Annotated in this window: 22 protein-coding genes; 15 read left to right on the forward strand and 7 right to left on the reverse strand. The window is 65.4% G+C overall.

Features of this window, described 5'->3' with window-relative positions; genetic code table 11:
• Positions 1-236 precede the first annotated feature (236 nt).
• From gatB to Q0Q36_RS06095, 4 genes are all read left to right on the forward strand, one after another.
• The gene (gene gatB, locus Q0Q36_RS06080; RefSeq protein ID WP_293796417.1) at positions 237-1718 is read left to right on the forward strand and encodes an Asp-tRNA(Asn)/Glu-tRNA(Gln) amidotransferase subunit GatB; all 1482 of its coding nucleotides are present in this window, start codon (positions 237-239) and stop codon (positions 1716-1718) included.
• A gap of 4 nt (positions 1719-1722) precedes the next feature.
• The gene (locus tag Q0Q36_RS06085; RefSeq protein WP_293796420.1) at positions 1723-2229 is read left to right on the forward strand and encodes a GNAT family N-acetyltransferase; all 507 of its coding nucleotides are present in this window, start codon (positions 1723-1725) and stop codon (positions 2227-2229) included.
• A 29-nt stretch (positions 2230-2258) separates the two neighbouring features.
• The gene (locus tag Q0Q36_RS06090; protein WP_293796423.1) at positions 2259-2747 is read left to right on the forward strand and encodes a GNAT family N-acetyltransferase; all 489 of its coding nucleotides are present in this window, start codon (positions 2259-2261) and stop codon (positions 2745-2747) included.
• Positions 2748-2866: 119 nt separating this feature from the next.
• Positions 2867-3574 (forward strand): glutathione S-transferase N-terminal domain-containing protein, encoded by a 708-nt coding sequence (locus Q0Q36_RS06095; protein ID WP_293796424.1) that lies wholly within the window; start codon positions 2867-2869, stop codon positions 3572-3574.
• A gap of 134 nt (positions 3575-3708) precedes the next feature.
• On the opposite strand, the gene Q0Q36_RS06100 is transcribed toward Q0Q36_RS06095, so the two are convergent.
• Entirely contained in the window at positions 3709-4095 is a 387-nt protein-coding gene (locus tag Q0Q36_RS06100) for a DUF2147 domain-containing protein (protein ID WP_293796426.1), read from the reverse strand.
• A 354-nt stretch (positions 4096-4449) separates the two neighbouring features.
• On the opposite strand from Q0Q36_RS06100, the gene Q0Q36_RS06105 reads away from it, so the two are divergent.
• Positions 4450-4719 (forward strand): hypothetical protein, encoded by a 270-nt coding sequence (locus Q0Q36_RS06105; RefSeq protein WP_248311519.1) that lies wholly within the window; start codon positions 4450-4452, stop codon positions 4717-4719.
• A gap of 340 nt (positions 4720-5059) precedes the next feature.
• Positions 5060-5482, forward strand: coding sequence for a nucleoside-diphosphate kinase (gene ndk / locus Q0Q36_RS06110; protein WP_293796436.1), 423 nt, complete (start codon positions 5060-5062; stop codon positions 5480-5482).
• A 111-nt stretch (positions 5483-5593) separates the two neighbouring features.
• Here ndk and Q0Q36_RS06115 read toward each other — a convergent pair whose 3' ends face one another.
• Positions 5594-6436, reverse strand: coding sequence for a MipA/OmpV family protein (locus Q0Q36_RS06115; RefSeq protein ID WP_293796439.1), 843 nt, complete (start codon positions 6434-6436; stop codon positions 5594-5596).
• Positions 6437-6697: 261 nt separating this feature from the next.
• Here Q0Q36_RS06115 and Q0Q36_RS06120 point away from each other — a divergent pair, with 261 nt between their 5' ends.
• Positions 6698-6913: a hypothetical protein gene (locus Q0Q36_RS06120; protein ID WP_293796441.1), complete on the forward strand. Its 216-nt coding sequence runs from the start codon at positions 6698-6700 to the stop codon at positions 6911-6913.
• Positions 6914-6964: 51 nt separating this feature from the next.
• Here Q0Q36_RS06120 and Q0Q36_RS06125 read toward each other — a convergent pair whose 3' ends face one another.
• Positions 6965-7300 carry a hypothetical protein gene (locus Q0Q36_RS06125; protein ID WP_293796442.1) on the reverse strand — a complete coding sequence of 112 codons (336 nt, stop codon included), beginning with the start codon at positions 7298-7300 and terminating at the stop codon, positions 6965-6967.
• Positions 7301-7460: 160 nt separating this feature from the next.
• Between Q0Q36_RS06125 and Q0Q36_RS06130 the strand changes: the two genes are divergently transcribed.
• Complete coding sequence (locus tag Q0Q36_RS06130) at positions 7461-7598, forward strand: hypothetical protein (RefSeq protein WP_293796443.1); 138 nt, start codon at positions 7461-7463, stop codon at positions 7596-7598.
• 98 nt (positions 7599-7696) lie between these two features.
• Here the strand turns inward: Q0Q36_RS06130 and Q0Q36_RS06135 are convergent, their stop codons facing one another.
• Positions 7697-7840 carry a hypothetical protein gene (locus tag Q0Q36_RS06135; RefSeq protein WP_293796444.1) on the reverse strand — a complete coding sequence of 48 codons (144 nt, stop codon included), beginning with the start codon at positions 7838-7840 and terminating at the stop codon, positions 7697-7699.
• A 271-nt stretch (positions 7841-8111) separates the two neighbouring features.
• On the opposite strand from Q0Q36_RS06135, the gene Q0Q36_RS06140 reads away from it, so the two are divergent.
• Together Q0Q36_RS06140 and Q0Q36_RS06145 are read left to right on the forward strand one after the other, a co-directional pair.
• Positions 8112-8474, forward strand: a complete 363-nt coding sequence (locus Q0Q36_RS06140; protein ID WP_142115313.1) for a hypothetical protein — start codon at positions 8112-8114, stop codon at positions 8472-8474.
• 187 nt (positions 8475-8661) lie between these two features.
• Positions 8662-9462 carry a YafY family protein gene (locus Q0Q36_RS06145; RefSeq protein WP_293796446.1) on the forward strand — a complete coding sequence of 267 codons (801 nt, stop codon included), beginning with the start codon at positions 8662-8664 and terminating at the stop codon, positions 9460-9462.
• Here the strand turns inward: Q0Q36_RS06145 and purN are convergent.
• Positions 9390-10013 carry a phosphoribosylglycinamide formyltransferase gene (gene purN, locus Q0Q36_RS06150; RefSeq protein ID WP_293796449.1) on the reverse strand — a complete coding sequence of 208 codons (624 nt, stop codon included), beginning with the start codon at positions 10011-10013 and terminating at the stop codon, positions 9390-9392. The genes Q0Q36_RS06145 and purN overlap by 73 nt on opposite strands.
• A complete protein-coding gene (purM, locus tag Q0Q36_RS06155; protein ID WP_293796450.1) occupies positions 10010-11083 on the reverse strand; it encodes a phosphoribosylformylglycinamidine cyclo-ligase in 1074 nt (357 codons plus the stop codon). Before purM ends, purN begins: the two co-directional genes overlap by 4 nt.
• A 177-nt stretch (positions 11084-11260) precedes the next feature.
• Here purM and Q0Q36_RS06160 point away from each other — a divergent pair, with 177 nt between their 5' ends.
• The 5 genes from Q0Q36_RS06160 to ppx all read left to right on the forward strand — a co-directional run bounded on the left by Q0Q36_RS06160 (position 11261) and on the right by ppx (position 17523).
• On the forward strand, positions 11261-11791 hold the full coding sequence (locus Q0Q36_RS06160; protein ID WP_293796451.1) for a CDP-alcohol phosphatidyltransferase family protein: 531 nt from the start codon (positions 11261-11263) through the stop codon (positions 11789-11791).
• A 94-nt stretch (positions 11792-11885) separates the two neighbouring features.
• Positions 11886-12992 carry an AI-2E family transporter gene (locus tag Q0Q36_RS06165; protein WP_293796452.1) on the forward strand — a complete coding sequence of 369 codons (1107 nt, stop codon included), beginning with the start codon at positions 11886-11888 and terminating at the stop codon, positions 12990-12992.
• Positions 12993-12999: 7 nt separating this feature from the next.
• Positions 13000-13698, forward strand: a complete 699-nt coding sequence (locus Q0Q36_RS06170) for a hypothetical protein (RefSeq protein WP_293796453.1) — start codon at positions 13000-13002, stop codon at positions 13696-13698.
• Positions 13699-13817: 119 nt separating this feature from the next.
• The gene (locus tag Q0Q36_RS06175; RefSeq protein WP_293796455.1) at positions 13818-16013 is read left to right on the forward strand and encodes an RNA degradosome polyphosphate kinase; all 2196 of its coding nucleotides are present in this window, start codon (positions 13818-13820) and stop codon (positions 16011-16013) included.
• The gene (ppx, locus tag Q0Q36_RS06180) at positions 15949-17523 is read left to right on the forward strand and encodes an exopolyphosphatase (RefSeq protein WP_293796456.1); all 1575 of its coding nucleotides are present in this window, start codon (positions 15949-15951) and stop codon (positions 17521-17523) included. The genes Q0Q36_RS06175 and ppx overlap by 65 nt, the downstream gene beginning before the upstream one ends.
• Before the next feature lie 21 nt (positions 17524-17544).
• On the opposite strand, the gene metC is transcribed toward ppx, so the two are convergent.
• Positions 17545-18735, reverse strand: a complete 1191-nt coding sequence (metC, locus tag Q0Q36_RS06185; RefSeq protein ID WP_293796457.1) for a cystathionine beta-lyase — start codon at positions 18733-18735, stop codon at positions 17545-17547.
• Positions 18736-18856 lie beyond the last annotated feature (121 nt).

The following is an 18856-nucleotide window of genomic DNA, read 5'->3' on the forward strand; positions in this document are numbered from 1 at the left end:
GGGTTTCCGGCATTTTGCGCAAGAAGGGGCGGCCAGTGACGAATGTCAAGAACCATCACTCGTCAAGAGGCGCGATATTGCGCCACATAAGCCACATTCCCGCCATCTGGTTGCAGGAGCGCAACGCGGCGGGCCGATTTCGCCGCTCGCGAGTGCCGTGCCGGCGCAACGGAAGCTTGCCGCCCGCCCGCCGACATCGTAACGCGTAAGCGAATATAGCAGCCGGAAGAGTCCAGATGAACGCGCATGCCCGCCCCGCCGACCCGAAGAAGCTGATCAAGGGCGCGACCGGCGATTGGGAGATTGTGATCGGCATGGAGATCCATGCCCAGGTCACCTCCAATGCCAAGCTGTTCTCAGGCGCCTCGACCGGTTTCGGCGCCGAGCCGAACGAGCATGTCAGCCTCATCGACGCCGCCATGCCCGGCATGCTGCCGGTGATCAATGCCGAATGCGTGAAGCAGGCGGTGCGCACCGGCCTCGGCCTGAACGCGCAGATCAACAACCGCTCGGTCTTCGACCGGAAGAACTACTTCTATCCGGACCTGCCGCAGGGCTACCAGATCAGCCAGTACAAGAGCCCGATTGTGGGTGAGGGCGAGATCGTCGTCGATCTCTCGCCGACCGAGCAGATTACCGTCGGCATCGAGCGCCTGCATCTCGAGCAGGATGCCGGCAAGTCGATCCATGACCAGCATCCGACGATGAGCTTCGTCGACCTCAACCGCTCGGGCGTGGCGCTGATGGAGATCGTCTCCAAGCCGGACCTGCGCTCGGCGGACGAGGCGAAGGCCTATGTCTCCAAGCTGCGCACCATCCTGCGCTATCTCGGCACCTGCGACGGCGATATGGAGAAGGGCAATCTCCGCGCCGACGTGAACGTCTCCGTGCGCAAGCCGGGCGATCCGCTGGGCACGCGCTGCGAGATCAAGAACGTCAACTCGATCCGCTTCATCGGCCAGGCGGTCGACACCGAGGCGCGCCGCCAGATCGGCATCATCGAGGATGGCGGCACGATCGACCAGGAAACCCGCCTCTACGATCCCGGCAAGGGCGAGACCCGCTCGATGCGCTCCAAGGAAGAGGCGCATGACTACCGCTATTTCCCCGATCCGGACTTGCTGCCGCTCGAATTCGACGACGCCTTCGTCGAGAGCCTGAAGGGCGCGCTGCCGGAACTGCCGGACGCCAAGAAGGCTCGCTTCATCGCGACCTACGGGCTCTCGCCCTATGACGCCTCGGTGCTGGTCGCCGAGCGCGATCAGGCCGATTATTTCGAGGAAGTCGCCAAGGGTCGCGACGGCAAGGCCGCTGCCAACTGGGTGATCAACGAATTGTTCGGCCGCCTGAACAAGGAAGGCAAGGACGTCACGACCTCGCCGGTCTCGGCTGCCCAGCTTGGCGGCCTCGTCGACCTGATCGGCGAGGGCGTCATCTCCGGCAAGATCGCCAAGGATCTGTTCGAGATCGTCTGGACCGAGGGCGGCGACCCGCGCGAGATCGTCGAGACCCGCGGCATGAAGCAGGTCACCGATACCGGCGCCATCGAGAAGGCGGTCGACGAGATCATCGCGGCGAACCCCGACAAGGTCGAGCAGGTCAAGGCCAAGCCGACCATGCTGGGCTGGTTCGTCGGCCAGGCCATGAAGGCCTCGGGCGGCAAGGCCAACCCGCAGGCCCTGAACGAGATTCTTAAAGCAAAGCTCGGCATCGAGTGATCATGTGACGCCCGCCGATCTCGTCATCCGCGACGCCGAAGCCGCCGATCTTCCGGCGGTCAGGGCGCTTTTGGTCGAGACCTGGCATGCCACCTATGACGGCATCTACGGCTGGCAGCGTGTCGCCGAGATCACCAATGCCTGGCACTCCCTCGAGAACCTCAAGGCGCAGCTAGGCCGCGGCGAGGGCGTCTTCCTCGTCGCGCTGGTCGGCGAGGAGATCGTCGCCACGGCCTCCGCCCGGCAGGAGCGCGATGGTGCTGCCCTGCTGACGCGGCTCTATGTCCTGCCGAACCGGCAGGGCGTCGGCATCGGCCGCACCTTGCTGCAGGTCGCGCTCGCTTGCTTTCCCGAGGCGCCCGTGGCGCGGCTCGAGGTCGAGAGCCAGAACGAGCCGGCCATCACCTTCTACGAGCGCATGGGCTTCTTCCTGCAGCGACAGGCGCGTTTCGACGGACGCGACGACACGCCTAACACGCTGCTGATGGCGAAACGGCTGTTCGTCGCCTGACGCAGGCAAACAACGAACGAGATGGGCCTATGACGAAAACCGACGCTTCCGAGATCTGCATGCGCGAGGCGGTCAGGGCGGACGTGCCGCGCGTCGCGACGCTCATCATGCATGGCGCCTCCGTGCAGAAGCGCACGCCCGAGCAGATCGCGACCGAGGCGCAGGATCCGGTCTATCTCAGCGCCTTCGACGTGATCGCGGCCAATCCCTACAACGCGCTCTTCGTCGCCGAGCTGGAGGGCAAGGTGGTCGGCACCTACCAGATCACCGTCCTGCCGGGCATGGCCGAGCGCGGGCGCATCCGCGCCAAGATCGAGAGCGTCCATGTCGCGCCGGAATGCCGGGGCCAGGGCATCGGCGCGATCATGATGCGCCATGCGATCGCCTTCGCGGCGGAGAAGGGTGTCGGCCTCGTCGAGCTGACCTCGCACAAGGCCCGGCCAGATGCGCATCGCTTCTACAATAGCCTCGGCTTTCAGCAGAGCCACGAGGGCTTCAAGATGGCGCTCTCGCTCTGAGCGAGCACGCCGTGAGGGCATGGCGCGGTCGCGTCGAAAGCGGGCCGTACCCCCTTCCGGGCCTTTCGGATGCTTCCTAGGTTTCGGGGCGAGGCCTCCCGCCTGAAAGGAAGCGACCGATGTCCGAAGCCCCCGCCAAGCCGATCGACCTCTACTACTGGCCGACGCCGAACGGCTTCAAGATCACGATCATGCTCGAAGAGACCGGGCTGCCCTACACCATCGTCCCGGTGAATATCGGCAAGGGCGACCAGTTCAAGCCGGACTTCCTGGCGATCTCCCCGAACAACCGCATGCCCGCGATCGTCGATCCCGACGGGCCGGGCGGCAAGCCGATCTCGGTCTTCGAATCAGGCGCTATCCTGCAATATCTCGGCCGCAAGACCGGCCAGTTCTATCCGAAGGACGAGCGTGGCCGCGTCGAGGTCGACGAGTGGCTGTTCTGGCAGATGGGCGGCTTCGGCCCGATGCTCGGCCAGACCCATCATTTCCGCATCTACGCGCTTGAGAAGGTGTCCTATGCGATCGAGCGCTACACCAACGAAGCCAACCGCCTCTACGGCGTGCTGAACAAGCGCCTCGAAGGCCGTGACTACATCTGCGGCGATTACTCGATCGCCGACATGGCCTGCATCGGCTGGGCCCGCGGCTGGGAACGCCAGGGCCAGGACCTCAAGCAGTTCCCGCATGTCGCGCGTTGGCTGGAGACGATGATGGCGCGGCCCGCCGTGCAACGCGGCGTCAAGGTCGGCGAGGAGCTGCGCAACCCCGCCGGCATCAGCACGCCCGAGGAAAAGGCGATCCTCTTCGGTCAGAAGGCGCGTTGATCCGCCTTCCTTCTCCCCTCGGGGGAGAAGGTGGCAGCGCGAAGCGCTGACGGATGAGGGAAGAGTAGCGCTGATGGCCCTCATCCGTCTGCTTCGCAGACACCTTCTCCCCCGAGGGGAGAAGGAAGAAACCCTCAATTCATCCGGTTCCACTTCACCGAGCGGCAGATCAGGCCGCCCATGACGCAGCCGGCGGTCGTCAACGTGCTGCCCGAGAGCGTCATCGTGCCCGAATAGGTCTTGCCGTCCTCGGGGTTGAAGGCGCTGCCGCTCCACTTGTTCGTGCCGTTCGGCTTCATGTCGTAGAAGATGCGCTGGCCGACCTTGGCCGGACCCTTCTCGTCCTTGAGCCACGAGAGCGAGCCGCAGAGCGCGTCGCCACATTTCGTGAAGCGCACGCGCGAGGCGCCGGTGTCGCGCTCCCAGGTGCCGACGACTTCCTGAGCCGCCGCAGCCGAGACGCTTCCCAGCAGCCCGAGCGCAGCGAAGGCTGCAAGCTTCCATCCGGTTCCGTGATGCATCCGTTCCTCCCGTGTTCGACCAGCTATGTCTGCATGGTTCAGATATGAACCATATCCGGGATTTGGCTTGCCTCCAAGCTGCCGCTGCGGAAGACGTTTCCACTGCTTCCGCAGCGCAAGGTGAATCCATTCTCAACGCGCAAGCTCGTGACGTTAGATCAGGTCATTGAAATCATGTCGATTTTCAGGATTCCGAGATGAATCCTTTGTTGATTTAACCGGCTGATTACGTCTCGTTGAGACTCGATTCATCGCGAAATTTAGGACGCATTTTAAAGATCGGACCCACTCTCAAACGCATCAGCCGGGGCCTTTGGACGGGTGCCCGGCGCAAAGACAAAAGGGTGGTTTGTCATGGCACGCATGGAGATGAGCGCTGTTCCTGCTTCGCTGGTGATTCCGGCGGAGGTGTCGGCGGAAGCCTATTACGAACTGGGCCTGATGCATGCTTCGGGGCGGGCAGGAGCCGTCGACCTGGTCAAGGCGCAGATGTGGTTCAACGTCGCCTTTGCCCGTGGCTGTGCCCGTGCAGCGGCGCACCGCCAGGAGCTGGCGCTCGAAATGGACCGCGACCAGATCGCTTCAGCCCTGCGCGAGGCACGTGCTTTCCTCACGCGGCACTGAGGCCACTCTCGGCACCCGGAAGGATGGCGCCTGTGGCGCCGTTCAGAACGCAGCGACGCCGCCCGAGGGCGGGGGCTGGTTGCCCCTGCAATCCCCGGTAATGGAATCGGGTGTCACGGACAGGATTTGACACAGCAGCGCCAGGCAACTGGCGAAGGCGAGACCAATGAGCAGCATAGGCAGGCTCCTCGTCGTCAACGCCTCAATCTAGCATCGAATTGATCTGCCGGCTCATCGATTCCGGGCATGACGGCCCTGCGCACGAGCCTTGTGGGGTGCGAAGGCGGCAGCTATAAGCGCGCCGCATTTCCTTTTCCGTACCCGTTCCAAGGATCGATCGATGGCTGTCCAGCGTACCTTCTCCATTCTCAAGCCCGACGCGACGAAGCGCAATCTCACCGGCGCGGTCAACGCGGTCATCGAGAAGGCTGGCCTGCGCATCGTCGCGCAGAAGCGCATCCAGATGACCAAGGCCCAGGCCGAGACCTTCTATGCCGTGCACTCGGCCCGTCCGTTCTTCGGCGAGCTCGTCGAGTTCATGACCTCCGGCCCGGTGATCGTGCAGGTTCTGGAAGGCGAGGACGGCATTGCCAAGTATCGCGAAGTGATGGGCGCCACCAACCCGGCCAACGCTGCCGAGGGCACCGTCCGCAAGCTCTTCGCCCTCTCGGTCGGCGAGAACACCGTGCACGGCTCGGACGCGCCGGAGACGGCCGCGATCGAGATCGCGCAGTTCTTCTCGGGCAACGAGATCGTCGGCTGATTTCAGCCGCCTGCTGAATAAGCGAAAGGCGGGCCGGTTTCCGGCCCGCCTTTTCTTTTGGTCGGTTGCGCGCCGCGGCTGGGGAAGTTCCCGCCGCGACGTCGCGGCTCCTTAGAGCCCGAAGGAGTAGTTCGATCCCGTGTCGAACGAGTAGCTCGCCGACAGGCCGAAGGTGAGCGAATCGCGCGAGCCGAAGGGCCTGACGATCGGGGAGCGCGTGGCATCGCCGACGAGGCGCTTGTACTCGACATAGGCCGTCGTCTTGAGCTGGTCCGACCAGCTATAGGTCACCTGCGCCAGGGCGCCGTAGCTGTGGACGCCGGCATTGAAGCGCTGCAGCAGGCCGCCCGTGCCGGGCATGGCGCCGCCGGTGCCGAAATAGGTCCGGACATAGTCGGCGGAGGCGATCCGCATGCGTGGGCCGATGCCGAGCGTCCAGGGGCCGAGCGTCGAGAAGGCATCCAGCTTGAAATCGGCGACGATGCCGTCATGCGCGACAATGCCGCGGCGCACATCGACGCGGCCGCGCAGCCAGGATGTCGGGTAGAACTCGGCGAAGCCGCCGGCTTCGGCGCCGAACTTGGTCGCGGGCACGGCGACGAGGGCGGGATTGACCTTGGCCGAGCGCTTCCACAGCAGGTCGCCCGAGAAGCCGATGCGCCAGCCTTGGCCGGAGAACACGCCGATGCTGAGCATGGCGTCGTCCTCGGCACTCCACCAGGTGCTCTTCAGGCCCTTGCCCAGCGAGATGATCGGGCGCGCCCGGAAAACGTAGTCATCCGAGCCGGTATAGTCGGGCTGGTAGCGCACGCCGGCGCCCAGCGTGAGGTACCAGTTCTGCGCCGACTGGGGCGAGGTCAGGGTCGAGTAGTCCTTCGACTGGGCCTTGGCCTGGCCCGGCAGCAAAAGGGCGAGGCAGGTCGCAAGACCAGCCAGATACGCAACGCAACGCATGATCCAGAACTCCGACGCGACGGCGTCTTCGATAAGCGATGCCTGCAATCTGGCGGACGAGGTTTAATGCGCGGTTAAGGTTCCCATTTCGTTATCTTCAGTATTTTCAAGCAGTTGATCTTTCGGAACCTTTTACTCGGCGTCGATTCTCGGGGCGTTCTGGTTTCTGCGTGAGCCGGCGGTCGACGGCGTCGCAGGGTTCGAGGCTCTTTCGCGGAGGCGGTCACTTTTTCGCCCGGCTGCCGGTTCACGCTTCGTGGTATGCGGAAAACCATTGTCCTCACCCTCGCTTTGCTCTCCGCCGGCTGCGCCGGCCAGGGCGATCGTCGCTCGCGTGATGAAGCCAATTGCGACAGCTACGGCTTCAGCCGCGGAACGGATGGATATGCCAACTGCCTGATGACGGCGGATCGCGATTGGAAGCGCGACCAGACTAGGCGCGTCGAGCGCTCGGAGGAGACGGCCTATCCGGAATAGCGATCCCACGGATCTCCACCGTGGAGGGAAGGTGCCGGGTTGGCGCTGGTTTTAGCGAGCCTCGGAAGGTTCGGCCTCGGGCGGGGGGCTTTCGGGGCCGATGAATTCGAGGATCGCTTTCGAGAACGCCATTATGGCGGCTTCCCGGTTCTCGACGCACATCGCCCGCGCGAGATCGGCGAAGTCTTCCGGGCCGATCTGAACCACGACCTTGGAGTTGCCGCGTCCCGAGGCTATGGCGCCGCTGACCGTGACACCGCTTTTTTTCAGGCCGTCGGTACCTCTGCCGACCCACGTCCCGTGGCCGATTCGAACGCGGCCCTCGTACTGCCAGCGGCCGCCGCCTTGCAGGGGCGCTCGCCAGAGCTGGCTGTGTTCGCTCATCATCTCACCTTCGATTTGGCCGGTTGCCTCATGAAGCAGTCGGGCTGCGAAATCCAGACGAGAGTCTGCGATGCGGCGACGCTAGGCAGGCGGTCCGCGAGATCGAGATCGGATGCGACGACAGGTGGTTTTGAATACAGCGTATTCATCGAGGATGGGGAGAATGATCGCGGGCCAGGAACTCGGTCGAAAAGGCCCTCCAGAAGGAGCGGCGATCATGGAACTGGCGATCCTCTGGCTGCTTTGCGCAGCCATCTTTCTCGAATTGGTCGAGCGCGCGCCCGAGATCGACTTCGACTAGAGCCGCAGCCCGAAAGCGGAGCGCGTTTTCGGAAAGAGCTCATACCGGGCTATGGAAATGGATCGTTAGGGTGACCGGAGACGACGCGTCGTGGCGATCTAGCCGTCTCCCAGGAGCAACCAGGCCGCCCAGCCCAGAAAGACGATCCACGCTGTCATCGTCACGGTGATGCCGCCCAGGAGCAGCAGGCCCACGGCCCTGCTTCCCGCCTTGTCCTTGTCTCGCTCGGGATCGTCCATCATATCGTACCGTGACCAGCTGGCGGTCGGAGCGCCGTCGGGCGCGAGGACCGCTGCTTCCGTTCGGAAGCTTGACGCGATCGGCTATCGGCGCAGCAACCCCCAAATGGGTGTAGGTGGGTCGCAGCACTGGCGCGGCAGCCGCACCGCTCATGAAATCGGCAATCCCGCCCGGCTTGGCCTCTTGACCTGCGGCCCGCTCTATGACCATGCCGGAGCACGGGCTCGGCATCGTGGTCTTCGATGCGCTCGTTCTCGAAGGGCAGGCGAAGTCATGAAGATGCGGCGGATGGGTGCGGTCGTTCTGGCCGGTGGACTGTCGATTCTGGCGAGTGTTTCGGCCTATGCCGCAAGCAGCTCGACGACCTTGCCGCCGCCGGATCCGACGGCGAAGAACCTGACCCCCTACATGATCCAGCTGCGCGCCTTCGACGCCTGCCTGATCACGCAATCGCAGCTGATGGGCACGACGCGCGAGGCGGTCCACACCCCTTGCAGCTGCTACGCGAAGGGCACGGTCAACGCGATGACCAAGGACGAGATCCAGGCCTTCCGCGACACCGGCTATTTCAACGACACGGCCCGCCAGAAGGGCCTGCAGTTCATCGATCAGTGCAAGCTGAAGCGTCCGTTCTGAGCTGACGGCCGAGCCGGCTTGCCGGCTCGACCCTCTCGGGACAAAGCGCCTTGCTGCTGACAGACTCCTGACAGAAGCTGTCAGCGCGGCTGAGCCATTCTGCCGCAGGTCCACATCACAGCCCGTTCGATCGTTCCGGTCGAACGGCATGGGTGCTGGGCCGGGAGACGAGTGGGGAGACGCCGCCGTGCAGCGCGCTGAACGATTGCTCGACATGATTCAGAGCCTGCGTCGCCGCAGGCGCCCCGTGACGGCAGAGACGCTGGCTTCCGAGCTAGATGTCTCCGTTCGCACTGTTTACCGCGACATCGGCGCCCTGGTGCGCCAGGGTGTACCCGTGCGCGGCGAGGCCGGCATCGGCTACGTCCTCGACGCAGGCTTCGACCTGCCGCCACTGATGCTCTCGCCCGACGAGATCGAGGCCGTGCTGGTCGGCATGCGCTGGCTGAGCGAGCGCGCCGACCCCGTGCTGGCGCGCGCCGCCGAGGATGTCGTCAGCAAGGTCGCGGCGGTGCTGCCGCCGCATCTGCGGCCGATCCTGCTCGACGGCGCTCTGTTCGCGGCCTCGCATCCCGGCGACGTGCAGGCCGATCAGGTCGATGTCGCGGCGGTGCGTGCTGCCATCCGCAACGGTCGCAAGCTCTCGATCCACTATAGCGACGAGAGCGGCCAGGCGACGCAGCGCATGATCTGGCCGATCGGCATGACCTTCTACGAGCGTGTCCGCATCGTCATCGCCTGGTGCGAGCTCCGTCAGGCCTTCCGCCATTTCCGCACCGACCGCCTGACCGGCCTGGTCGCGCTGGAGGAGCGCTATCCGGCTCGCCGTGCCGATCTCTTCCGCCGCTGGCAGAAGGAAGAGGAGAAGGCGAAGGAGGAGTGGGAGCGCTGCAAGCGCGAGGGCGACAGCGCGGCTCAGCCGCGGATGACGGCCCCGCCTTCCAGCCTCGCCCGGCCGGAGGCAACCTCCGCCAGCGCCGCCGGGTAGAGCTTGTGCTCCTCGACGAGGACGCGCTTCGCCAGCGTCTCCTCGTCGTCGCCGGGCAGGACCGGCACCTTCGCCTGCAGGATCACCGGCCCGGCATCGAGCTCCGGCACGACGAAATGCACCGAGCAGCCATGCTCGGAAACGCCGGCTTCAAGCGCCTGCTGATGCGTATGCGTGCCCTTGAACAAGGGCAGCAGCGACGGGTGGATATTGATCATCCGCCCTTCCCAGCGCGCCACGAACCAGGGCGTCAGGATGCGCATGAAGCCGGCCAGCACGAGCAGGTCGATCTGGTTCACCCGCAGCAACTCGTCGACCGCCCGCTCGAAGGCCTCGCGGTCCTTGCCGAAGGGGCGGTGATCGACGGTCGCGGTGGCGATGCCGAAGCCGCGCGCCCGGTCGAGTCCGGCGACATCGGGAATGTTCGAGATGACGAGCGCGATCTGCGCCGGATAGCCCGACGCCTGCGCCGCTTCCGCCAGCGAGACCATGTTGGAACCGCGCCCGGAGATGAGCACCCCGACGCGCTTGCGGGGAAGGGCGGTGCTCACAGCGGAAGCTTGCCGCGATAGCTGACCTGCTCCTCGCCGGCCGCAACCGGCACGATTTCGCCGAGCTTCACCGGCGCCTCGCCGGCGGCCTTCAGCGCGGCAAGCACCTCGTCCGCCTTATGGGCTTCAGCCGCGACGATCATGCCGATGCCGCAGTTGAAGGTGCGCAGCATCTCGCGCTCGGCGACGCCGCCGGTCTTGGCGAGCCAGCCGAACACAGCCGGGACCGGGATCTCGGCCAAGTCGAGCGCGACGCCGAGGCCGTCCGGCAAGACGCGCGGGATATTGTCGGGGAAGCCGCCGCCTGTGATATGCGCCAGCGCCTTGATGCCGTCGGTCGCCTTCAGCGCCTGCAGCAGCGGCTTCACATAGATGCGGGTCGGCTCCAGTAGGGCTTCGGCGAGGCTCTTCTCGGGGGCGAAGGGGGCGGGCGCATCCCAGCCGAGGCCGCTCAAAGCGACGATGCGGCGCACGAGCGAATAGCCGTTCGAATGCACGCCGGAGGAGGGCAGGCCGAACACCACGTCGCCGGGCCTCAGATCCTCGCGCGGCAACAGCGTGCCGCGTTCGGCCGCGCCGACGGCGAAGCCGGCGAGGTCGTAATCCTTCTCGGCATACATGCCGGGCATCTCGGCGGTCTCGCCGCCGATCAGCGCGCAGCCGGCCTGGCGGCAGCCATCGGCGATGCCGCGCACGATCTCGACGCCGACCTTCGGGTCGAGCTTGCCGGTGGCGTAATAGTCGAGGAAGAGCAGGGGCTCGGCGCCCTGTACGATCAGGTCGTTGACGCACATCGCGACGAGGTCGATGCCGATCGTCGCGTGCAACCCGCTTTCGATCGCGATCTTGACCTTGGTGCCGACGCCGTCATTGGCCGCGACCAGGATCGGGTCGTTGAAGCCGGCGGCCTTCAGGTCGAACAATCCACCGAAGCCGCCGATCTCGGCGTCCGCGCCCGGCCGGCGCGTCGCGCGCACCAGCGGCTTGATCTCGTCGACCATGGCATTGCCGGCATCGATATCGACGCCTGCCTGCGCATAGGTCAGTCCGTTTGCGCCGGGCTTGCTCATTGCGTTTCGCCTTCCTTGCGTGCTCGCGGGAGCGATAGGCAAGCGCGCCCGCCATGGCAAGGTGTCAGGGCCGGCTTTGGCGATTTCTCACAGGCGGAAACGCGCCATTCCGGCCGGGCACGGGGGCTCAGACGGAGGAGCATTGGTCTTTCCGGCGGTTCGCGCGACACTGTCGCCATGACGATCCCCAACCTGATCACCATCGGTCGCCTGTTCCTGGTGCCGCTGGTCATCGTCATGATCGCCGGCGCGAACTGGGAGACGGCCTTCATCCTGTTCGTCGTCGCCGGCATCTCGGATGCGGTCGATGGCTTCCTGGCCAAGCGTTGCGGCATGGCGAGCGAACTCGGCGCCTGGCTCGATCCGGCTGCCGACAAGGCCTTGATCGTCTCGATCTACATTACGCTCGCCGTCGTCGGCGCGATCCCGGTCTGGCTCGTCGTGCTCGTCGTCGCGCGTGACCTGATGATCGTGGCGGCCGTGATCCTGTCATGGCTGCTCGGCAAGCCGCTGGCGATCGCGCCCATCGTCGTCAGCAAGCTCAACACCGCTGCCCAGATCGCGTTCGCGGCGCTGGGGCTGGGCTCGCGCGCCTTCGGCATCGAACTTGGGTCGGTCGCGCTGGCCTGTGAACTCCTTGTCGCTCTGTTGACGGTCGCCTCGATGACGGCCTATCTCGCCTTCTGGCTGCGCCATATGGCAGGTTGACGGGGGCTCTATCCGCCCGAGTGGCTTGGAACCGCAGGCCCCGATGCACATCTGACAGGTTCCGCCGACTGTAAGACGCGAGAGAGGCTGATCGATGACGTTGCAGCGCCAGATCGGCTTCTGGGTTGGCTCCCTTCTTGTCTTCATCCTGTTCCTGGTGGTGTTGCGGGACGTTCTGCTGCCCTTCATCGCGGCGCTGGCGCTGGCCTATCTGCTCGATCCGCTCGCCGACCGGCTGGAGCGCATGGGCATGAACCGGCTGGCGGCGACGATCGTCATCCTCGTGGTCTTCCTGCTCATTTTCGTGCTGGCACTGGTGCTGCTGGCGCCCCTGCTCGGACAGCAACTGGCCGGCCTCGTCGCCCGCCTGCCGGGTGATGCAGCCAAGCTTCAGGCTCTGGTGCTGGAGAAGGGTGCGCCCTGGCTCGAGCGCTTCGGTGGTACCGATCTCACCAAGGAAGCGCAGAACTCGCTGGGCAATCTTGTCGGCGACGGCATGAAATGGGTCGGCGGCCTGCTGCAATCGCTCTGGAGCGGCGGCACCGCCATCGTCGGGGTTTTCTCGCTTCTGGTGCTGACGCCGGTCATCGCCTTCTACCTGCTGGTCGACTGGGACCGCATGGTCGCGACCGTCGATAGCTGGCTGCCGCGCGACCATCGCGACACCATCCGCGGCCTGCTCCACGAGATGGACATGGCGATCGCCGGCTTCCTGCGCGGGCAGGCGCTGGTCTGCGTGCTGCTCGGCGGCTTCTATGCGATCGGCCTCAGCATCATCGGCGTCAATTTCGGCGCGCTCATCGGCATCATCTCGGGCCTCCTCTCCTTCATCCCTTATGTCGGTTCGCTGACCGGGCTCGTGCTCTCGGTCGGCGTCGCGACAGTGCAGTTCTGGCCGGACTGGACCTGGCCGCTGGCGACGCTCGGCGTCTTTCTCGCCGGACAGTTCCTCGAAGGAAACATCTTCCAGCCGAAATTCGTTGGCGATTCCATCGGCGTGCACCCGGTCTGGCTGATGTTCGCGCTGCTCGCCTTCGGCTCGCTGTTCGGCTTCGTCGGCCTGCTGCTGGCAGTGCCGTTGTCTGCGGTGATCGGCGTGCTCTGCCGCTTCGCACTCGGGCAATATCTCGCCAGCAACCTCTATCGCGGCATCCATCCGCAGCCGAAAAAGATCGACGTGACGATCGATATCGAGCGCTGAGTTGTCGATGTCCGAGTTGCCCCCGCGTCCGCGTCAGCTTGCCTTCGATCTCCCGGTCGACAGCCGCCATGGCGTCGAGGATTTCCTCGTCGGCGCTTCCAACGAGGCCGCCTATGGCCTCATCGAGCGCTGGCCGGCCTGGCCCGAGGCCTGGCTGCGCCTCACTGGGCCGGAAGGCGCCGGCAAGACCCATCTCGCCGCCATCTGGGCGCGCGCCGCCCATGCCTGGACGATTCCCGCCAAGGAATTGAATGAGGCGCAGGTGCCGCATCTCGTTTCCGGCGGCGCGCTGGTGATCGAGGATTGCGATGCGGGCGCCCTCGACGAGCACGCCCTGTTCCATCTGATGAACGCGATCAAGGCGCGCGGCGGTTCGCTACTGCTGACGGCAAGGCGACCGCCCGATCTCTGGGGTCTGAGCGTGCCGGACCTGCTCTCGCGGCTCCGGCTGGCGCCGGCTGCGACGATCGAGCCTCCGGATGACGGGCTGCTGCGGGCGCTGCTGGTCAAGCTCTTCATCGACCGCCAGCTCGTGGTCGACATCGCCGTGATCGACGCTCTAGCCATGCGGATGGAACGCTCCTTCGCCGCCGCGCGACAGGTCGTCGACCGGCTCGACCGGCTGGCGCTGGAACGCGGTCGCAGGGTCACGCGTCTGCTGGTTCAGGAGGCCCTGGCGGAACTGTTTCCTGAGGAGCCGGGTTGAAGCCGGCTATATTTGCGTGGCTGGTGCCTCAAATCATGTCGCTTGTCATCGAACCGTCACGCTAGGATGGCTTCAACGGCGGCATGAGCGGAAAAATGACCAGGACCCGAGCGAAGAGCATGCCTCTCGAGATCGCGATCGACGAGCCGGAGAAGCTCTCCAGCGAGGCTGATCCGGCGCCGCTGCGTCAGCAGCCGGAGCGCTTCATGAACCGGGAGCTCTCCTGGCTCCAGTTCAACCGCCGCGTCATGGAGGAGGCCTCGAATCGCAGTCACCCGCTCCTGGAGCAACTGCGCTTCCTGTCGATCTCCGCGAACAATCTCGACGAATTCTTCATGGTCCGCGTCTCCGGCTTGCGCGAGCAACTCAAGGCCGGGGTGGTCACGCGCAGCCAGGACGGCCTGACGCCGGCCGGTCAGCTCGCGGCCATCGGCGAGGCCGTCGCGGCGCTGACCGCCGACCAGCAGGCGCGGTGGGCGGAACTGCGCCACGACCTGCACGAGAACCGTATCCATCTGCTCCAGCCTGGCGATATCGGCGCGCAGGACCGGATCTGGCTGGAGGATTATTTCCTCAACTACATCTTCCCGGTGCTGACGCCGCTGGCGATCGACCCGGCGCATCCTTTCCCCTTCATCCCCAATCTCGGCTTCACCATCGCCCTTGCGCTGGAGCGCAAGCACGACGGGCGCCAGCTCGACGCGCTGATCCGCGTGCCCACCAAGATCGACCGTTTCATTGAGTTGCCTGACTTGGCGCGCGAGGGGCTGCATCGCTTCATCGCGCTCGACGACGCCGTCTCGCTCTTCATCAGCAAGCTCTTCCCGGGCTACGAGGTGAAGGGCGCCGGCTCCTTCCGCATCATCCGCGACTCCGATCTCGACATCGAGGAGGAGGCGGAGGATCTCGTCCGCGTCTTCGAGACCATGCTGAAGCAGCGCCGGCTCGGCGTCGTCATCCGGCTCGAACTCTCGACCGGCATGCCCGACCATTTGCGCCGGATGATCGTGCGCGAGCTCAAGGTCGACAGCGACGAGGTCGTCGAGGTCAACGGCATGATCGGCCTGAACGAGCTCTCGCAGCTCGTCGGCACCGACCGGCCGGACCTGAAGTTCAAGCCTTACAATGCCCGCTTCCCCGAGCGCATCCGCGAGCATGGCGGCGACTGCTTCGCCGCGATCCGCCAGAAGGACCTGCTCGTCCATCACCCCTATGAGAGCTTCGACGTCGTCGTGCAGTTCCTGCAGCAGGCGGCGCGCGACCCCAATGTCGTCGCGATCAAGCAGACGCTCTACCGCACCTCGGCGAACTCCCCGATCGTCAAGGCGCTGACGGAAGCGGCCGAGGCCGGCAAGTCGGTCACCGCGCTGGTCGAGCTCAAGGCCCGCTTCGACGAAGAGGCGAATATCCGCTGGGCCAAGGAGATGGAGCGCGCCGGCGTCCAGGTCGTCTACGGCTTCATCGAGCTCAAGACCCACGCCAAGCTGTCATTGGTCGTGCGCCGCGAGGCGGGGCAGCTCGTCAGCTACTGCCATATCGCGACGGGCAACTATCATCCGATCACGGCGCGCATCTATACCGATGTCTCCTTCTTCACGGCCGATCCCGTACTGTCGCAGGACGTCGCCCGCATCTTCAACTTCATCACCGGCTATGCAGAGCCCGCCGGCCTGGAGCGCATGGCGGTCTCGCCGACCAGCCTGAAACAGCGCCTGCTCGGCGACATCGCCGAGGAGGTCGCCCATGTGAAGGCCGGCCGCAAGGGCGCGATCTGGGGCAAGTGCAACTCGCTGGTCGATCCCGAGATCATCGACGCGCTCTATGATGCCAGCCAGGCCGGCGTCGAGATCGACTTCGTCGTGCGCGGCATTTGCTGCCTCAGGCCCGGCGTGCCCGGCCTCTCGGACAATATCCGGGTCAAGTCGATCATCGGCCGCTTCCTGGAGCACACCCGCATCTACGCCTTCGGCGCCGGCCATGGCATGCCGTCGCCCAAGGCCAAGGTCTACATCTCCTCGGCCGACCTGATGCCGCGCAATCTCGACCGCCGCGTCGAGGCGCTGACTCCGATCCTGAATCCGACTGTGCATCAGCAGTTGCTGGACCAGATCATGTTGGCCAACCTGCTCGACAACGAGCAGAGCTGGACGATATTGCCCGATGGCGGCTCGCGCCGCATTGTCCCCGCGCCGAACGAAGAGCCGTTCAATGCGCATAAGTACTTCATGACGAACCCGAGTCTGTCCGGACGTGGAAAATCGCTCTCCAATTCAAGTCCCCGCTCCCTCTCGCGCCGAGGGGGACGTAAGGCCTGAACTCCGGCATGCGCCGGGGCGGCTCGCGCTCTCCCATACCATCGCCATCGTCGATATCGGTTCGAACTCGGTCCGTCTCGTCGTCTACGAGATGCTGGCCCGCGCCCCGTCGCAGGTCTTCAACGAGAAGGAGATGGCCGGTCTCGGCCGGCAGGTCGCCTCGACCGGCCGTCTCGCCGACGATGCCGTCGCCAAGGCGATCAACGCGCTGGTGCGCTTCCGCATCCTCTGTGAAGCCATGCATGTCGGCGAGATCCGCGTCATCGCGACGGCTGCCGCGCGCTATGCCAGCAACGGTCCGGAATTCATCGCCCGCGCCGAGGAGGCGATCGGCCAGCCGATCGAACTGATCTCGGGCGGGCGCGAGGCCGTTCTCTCCGGCCTCGGCGTGATCTCGGGCTTCGACAATCCCGACGGCGTCGTCGGCGATCTCGGCGGTGGCAGCCTGGAGCTGATCTCGGTCAAGGACGGCGTAGTGGGGCAGGGCGCCAGCGTCCCGCTCGGTGGCCTCGCCCTGCTCGACCGCTCGAAGGGCTCGCTCAAGGCGGCCGAGAAGATCGTCAAGGACGAGCTCGACAAGCTGCCGCAGCTCGCCGCTATGAGAGGTCGTGATTTCTATGCGGTCGGCGGTACCTGGCGTGCGCTCGCCACGCTGCATCAGCATCGCGCGGCCTATCCGCTGAACGTGATGCACGGCTATTCCGTGCCGACCCGCGACGTCGCCGATTTCGTCAAGCTGGTCGAGCGGGCCGATATCTCGGTGCTCGACGCGATCGATTCCGTGTCTTCGGCTCGCCGCCCGCTGCTGGCCTATGGCGCATTGGTGCTCGACGAGCTGATCAAGCGCGGCCGGCCGCGCGAGATCATCATCTCGGCACAGGGCGTGCGCGAAGGCCTGCTGCACGAGCAGCTTTCGCCGGAGGAGCAGAGCGCCGACCCGCTGATGCAAGCGGCGCGCGACTACAACTTGCTGCGCGCCCGCGACCCGCGCCATGCCGCCGAGCTGATCAATTGGACCCGCGGCATCCTCGAAACGGCCGGCCTGCCGCAGGACGAGCCCTCCGGCCGGATGATCGAAACCGTCTGCCTGCTCTCCGATATCGGCTGGCGCGCCCATCCCGATTATCGCGGCGAGCAGAGCATGAACGTCATCGCTCACGCCTATTTCACCGGCATCGACCATGTCGGGCGGGCCTTCCTGGCGCTGACGATCTTCCATCGCTATGCCGGGATGAAGGCGAGTTCGCCGGCCGCGGCTGGGCTCAAGACGCTGCTGCCGCCGCAGATCCTGGCGCGAGCGCTGCTGATTGCGGCGATCTTTCGCGTCGCCTATCTGCTCTCGGCCGGCATGTCGGGCATCCTGCCGCGCATCCCGGCGACTTGCGTCGACAACCGCCTGCTCCTGCGCTTCCCCGACGACCTGTCGGCGCTGGCGAGCGAGCGTGTCGAAGGGCGGCTCAAGCAGCTAGCGAAGCTGCTCGGCCGCGATTTCGAGATCGGCAAGCTCTGAAGTTGGTGGTGAGCTGTTGACTCACCCCACAGCACGCAAGCGCGCGAAGCCGGCATCAAGATCGGCCTTGAGGTCTTCGATATCCTCCAGCCCGATATGGATACGGATCGTCGGCCCCCTGAAGTCCGGCGTCGTCGCGGTGCGGTAGTCCTTGCAGTCGAAGGGCAGCACGAGACTCTCGTAGCCGCCCCAGGATGCGCCGATCCCGAACAGCGTCAGCCCGTCCAGCATCGCTCCGACCGCCTTCATCGAGACGGGCTTCAATTCGAAGGTGAAGAGCGAGGAGGCGCCGGTGAAGTCGCGCTTCCAGATTTCGTGCCCGGGCGCACCGGGCAGGGCAGGGTGAAGAACGCGGGCGACCTCGGGACGCGCCTGCAGCCATTCCGCCATGGCGATGCCGGCCGGCATCTGCTCCTTCAGGCGAACGGCCATCGTGCGCATGCCGCGCAGCGTCAGGAACGCGTCTTCCGGGGCAACGATGAGGCCGAGCTGGCCCCAGGCCGCGCGCAGCTTCTTGTAGAGCTCCGGCGTGCGGGCCGAGACGGTGCCGATCAGCACGTCCGAATGGGCCGCATAGTACTTGGTGCCGGCCTGCACCGAGAGATCGACGCCGAATTTGTGGCTGTCGAAAAAGAGCGGCGTCGCCCAGGTGTTGTCCATCGTCACCAGGATGCCGCGCTCGCGCGCCACCGCGACGATCGCCGGGATATCCTGCATCTCGAAGGTCTGCGAGCCCGGCGCCTCGGTCCAGACAGCCTTCGTGTTGGGCTTGAACAGTCTGGCGATATCGCCGCCGATGAGCGGGTCGTAATAGGTCGTCTCGACGCCCATCCGCTTCAGGAAGGTGTCGCAGAAGATCCGCGTCGGCCGATAGACGCTGTCCGTCACCAGGACATGATCGCCGGCCGAGAGCAGGGTCAGGAAGGCGAGGGTGCAGGCCATCAGCCCCGACGGCGTCACGACGACGCCAGCGCCGCCCTCGATCGTGTTGGCGGCGGCGATCAGCGCGTCGATCGTCGGGTTGCCGTCCGTGCCGTAGGTGTAGCGTGCCTTGCGCACGAGGAAGTCCTCGGTGTTCGGATAGACCACCGTCGAGCCTCGTACGATAGGCGCATTGACAAAGCCGTAGCTGTCGGCGGGGTCGCGGCCGGCCAGGACAAGGCGCGTGCGCTCGCCGAGGCGCGCAAATTCAGGCGAGGTCAGCTTTTTCATGGGACGGCACGGCCAGAAATTGGGAAAATCATGGTCAGGCTTGACCACTCCCCACAAACTCGCATGTGATATATGCAGGGAACAAGGGGCGCCTCATGCGTATGGCGGTTGCTTGACGCTC

The organism is uncultured Allobosea sp., assembly GCF_945957345.1.
Taxonomy (GTDB): Bacteria; Pseudomonadota; Alphaproteobacteria; order Rhizobiales; family Beijerinckiaceae; genus Allobosea.

Excerpts from the sequence above, each read along its gene's own strand:
- Q0Q36_RS06090 (WP_293796423.1), top strand. The coding sequence starts at position 2,259 with ATGACGAAAACCGACGCTTCCGAGATCTGCATGCGCGAGGCGGTCAGG.
- gatB (WP_293796417.1), top strand. The coding sequence starts at position 237 with ATGAACGCGCATGCCCGCCCCGCCGACCCGAAGAAGCTGATCAAGGGC.
- Q0Q36_RS06105 (WP_248311519.1), top strand. The coding sequence starts at position 4,450 with ATGGCACGCATGGAGATGAGCGCTGTTCCTGCTTCGCTGGTGATTCCG.
- Q0Q36_RS06095 (WP_293796424.1), top strand. The coding sequence starts at position 2,867 with ATGTCCGAAGCCCCCGCCAAGCCGATCGACCTCTACTACTGGCCGACG.
- Q0Q36_RS06120 (WP_293796441.1), top strand. The coding sequence starts at position 6,698 with ATGCGGAAAACCATTGTCCTCACCCTCGCTTTGCTCTCCGCCGGCTGC.
- Q0Q36_RS06130 (WP_293796443.1), top strand. The coding sequence starts at position 7,461 with ATGATCGCGGGCCAGGAACTCGGTCGAAAAGGCCCTCCAGAAGGAGCG.
- Q0Q36_RS06140 (WP_142115313.1), top strand. The coding sequence starts at position 8,112 with ATGAAGATGCGGCGGATGGGTGCGGTCGTTCTGGCCGGTGGACTGTCG.
- Q0Q36_RS06170 (WP_293796453.1), top strand. The coding sequence starts at position 13,000 with ATGTCCGAGTTGCCCCCGCGTCCGCGTCAGCTTGCCTTCGATCTCCCG.
- Q0Q36_RS06125 (WP_293796442.1), bottom strand. The coding sequence starts at position 7,300 with ATGATGAGCGAACACAGCCAGCTCTGGCGAGCGCCCCTGCAAGGCGGC.
- Q0Q36_RS06100 (WP_293796426.1), bottom strand. The coding sequence starts at position 4,095 with ATGCATCACGGAACCGGATGGAAGCTTGCAGCCTTCGCTGCGCTCGGG.
- ndk (WP_293796436.1), top strand. The coding sequence starts at position 5,060 with ATGGCTGTCCAGCGTACCTTCTCCATTCTCAAGCCCGACGCGACGAAG.
- Q0Q36_RS06115 (WP_293796439.1), bottom strand. The coding sequence starts at position 6,436 with ATGCGTTGCGTTGCGTATCTGGCTGGTCTTGCGACCTGCCTCGCCCTT.
- purM (WP_293796450.1), bottom strand. The coding sequence starts at position 11,083 with ATGAGCAAGCCCGGCGCAAACGGACTGACCTATGCGCAGGCAGGCGTC.
- Q0Q36_RS06160 (WP_293796451.1), top strand. The coding sequence starts at position 11,261 with ATGACGATCCCCAACCTGATCACCATCGGTCGCCTGTTCCTGGTGCCG.
- Q0Q36_RS06175 (WP_293796455.1), top strand. The coding sequence starts at position 13,818 with ATGCCTCTCGAGATCGCGATCGACGAGCCGGAGAAGCTCTCCAGCGAG.
- Q0Q36_RS06135 (WP_293796444.1), bottom strand. The coding sequence starts at position 7,840 with ATGATGGACGATCCCGAGCGAGACAAGGACAAGGCGGGAAGCAGGGCC.
- Q0Q36_RS06165 (WP_293796452.1), top strand. The coding sequence starts at position 11,886 with ATGACGTTGCAGCGCCAGATCGGCTTCTGGGTTGGCTCCCTTCTTGTC.
- metC (WP_293796457.1), bottom strand. The coding sequence starts at position 18,735 with ATGAAAAAGCTGACCTCGCCTGAATTTGCGCGCCTCGGCGAGCGCACG.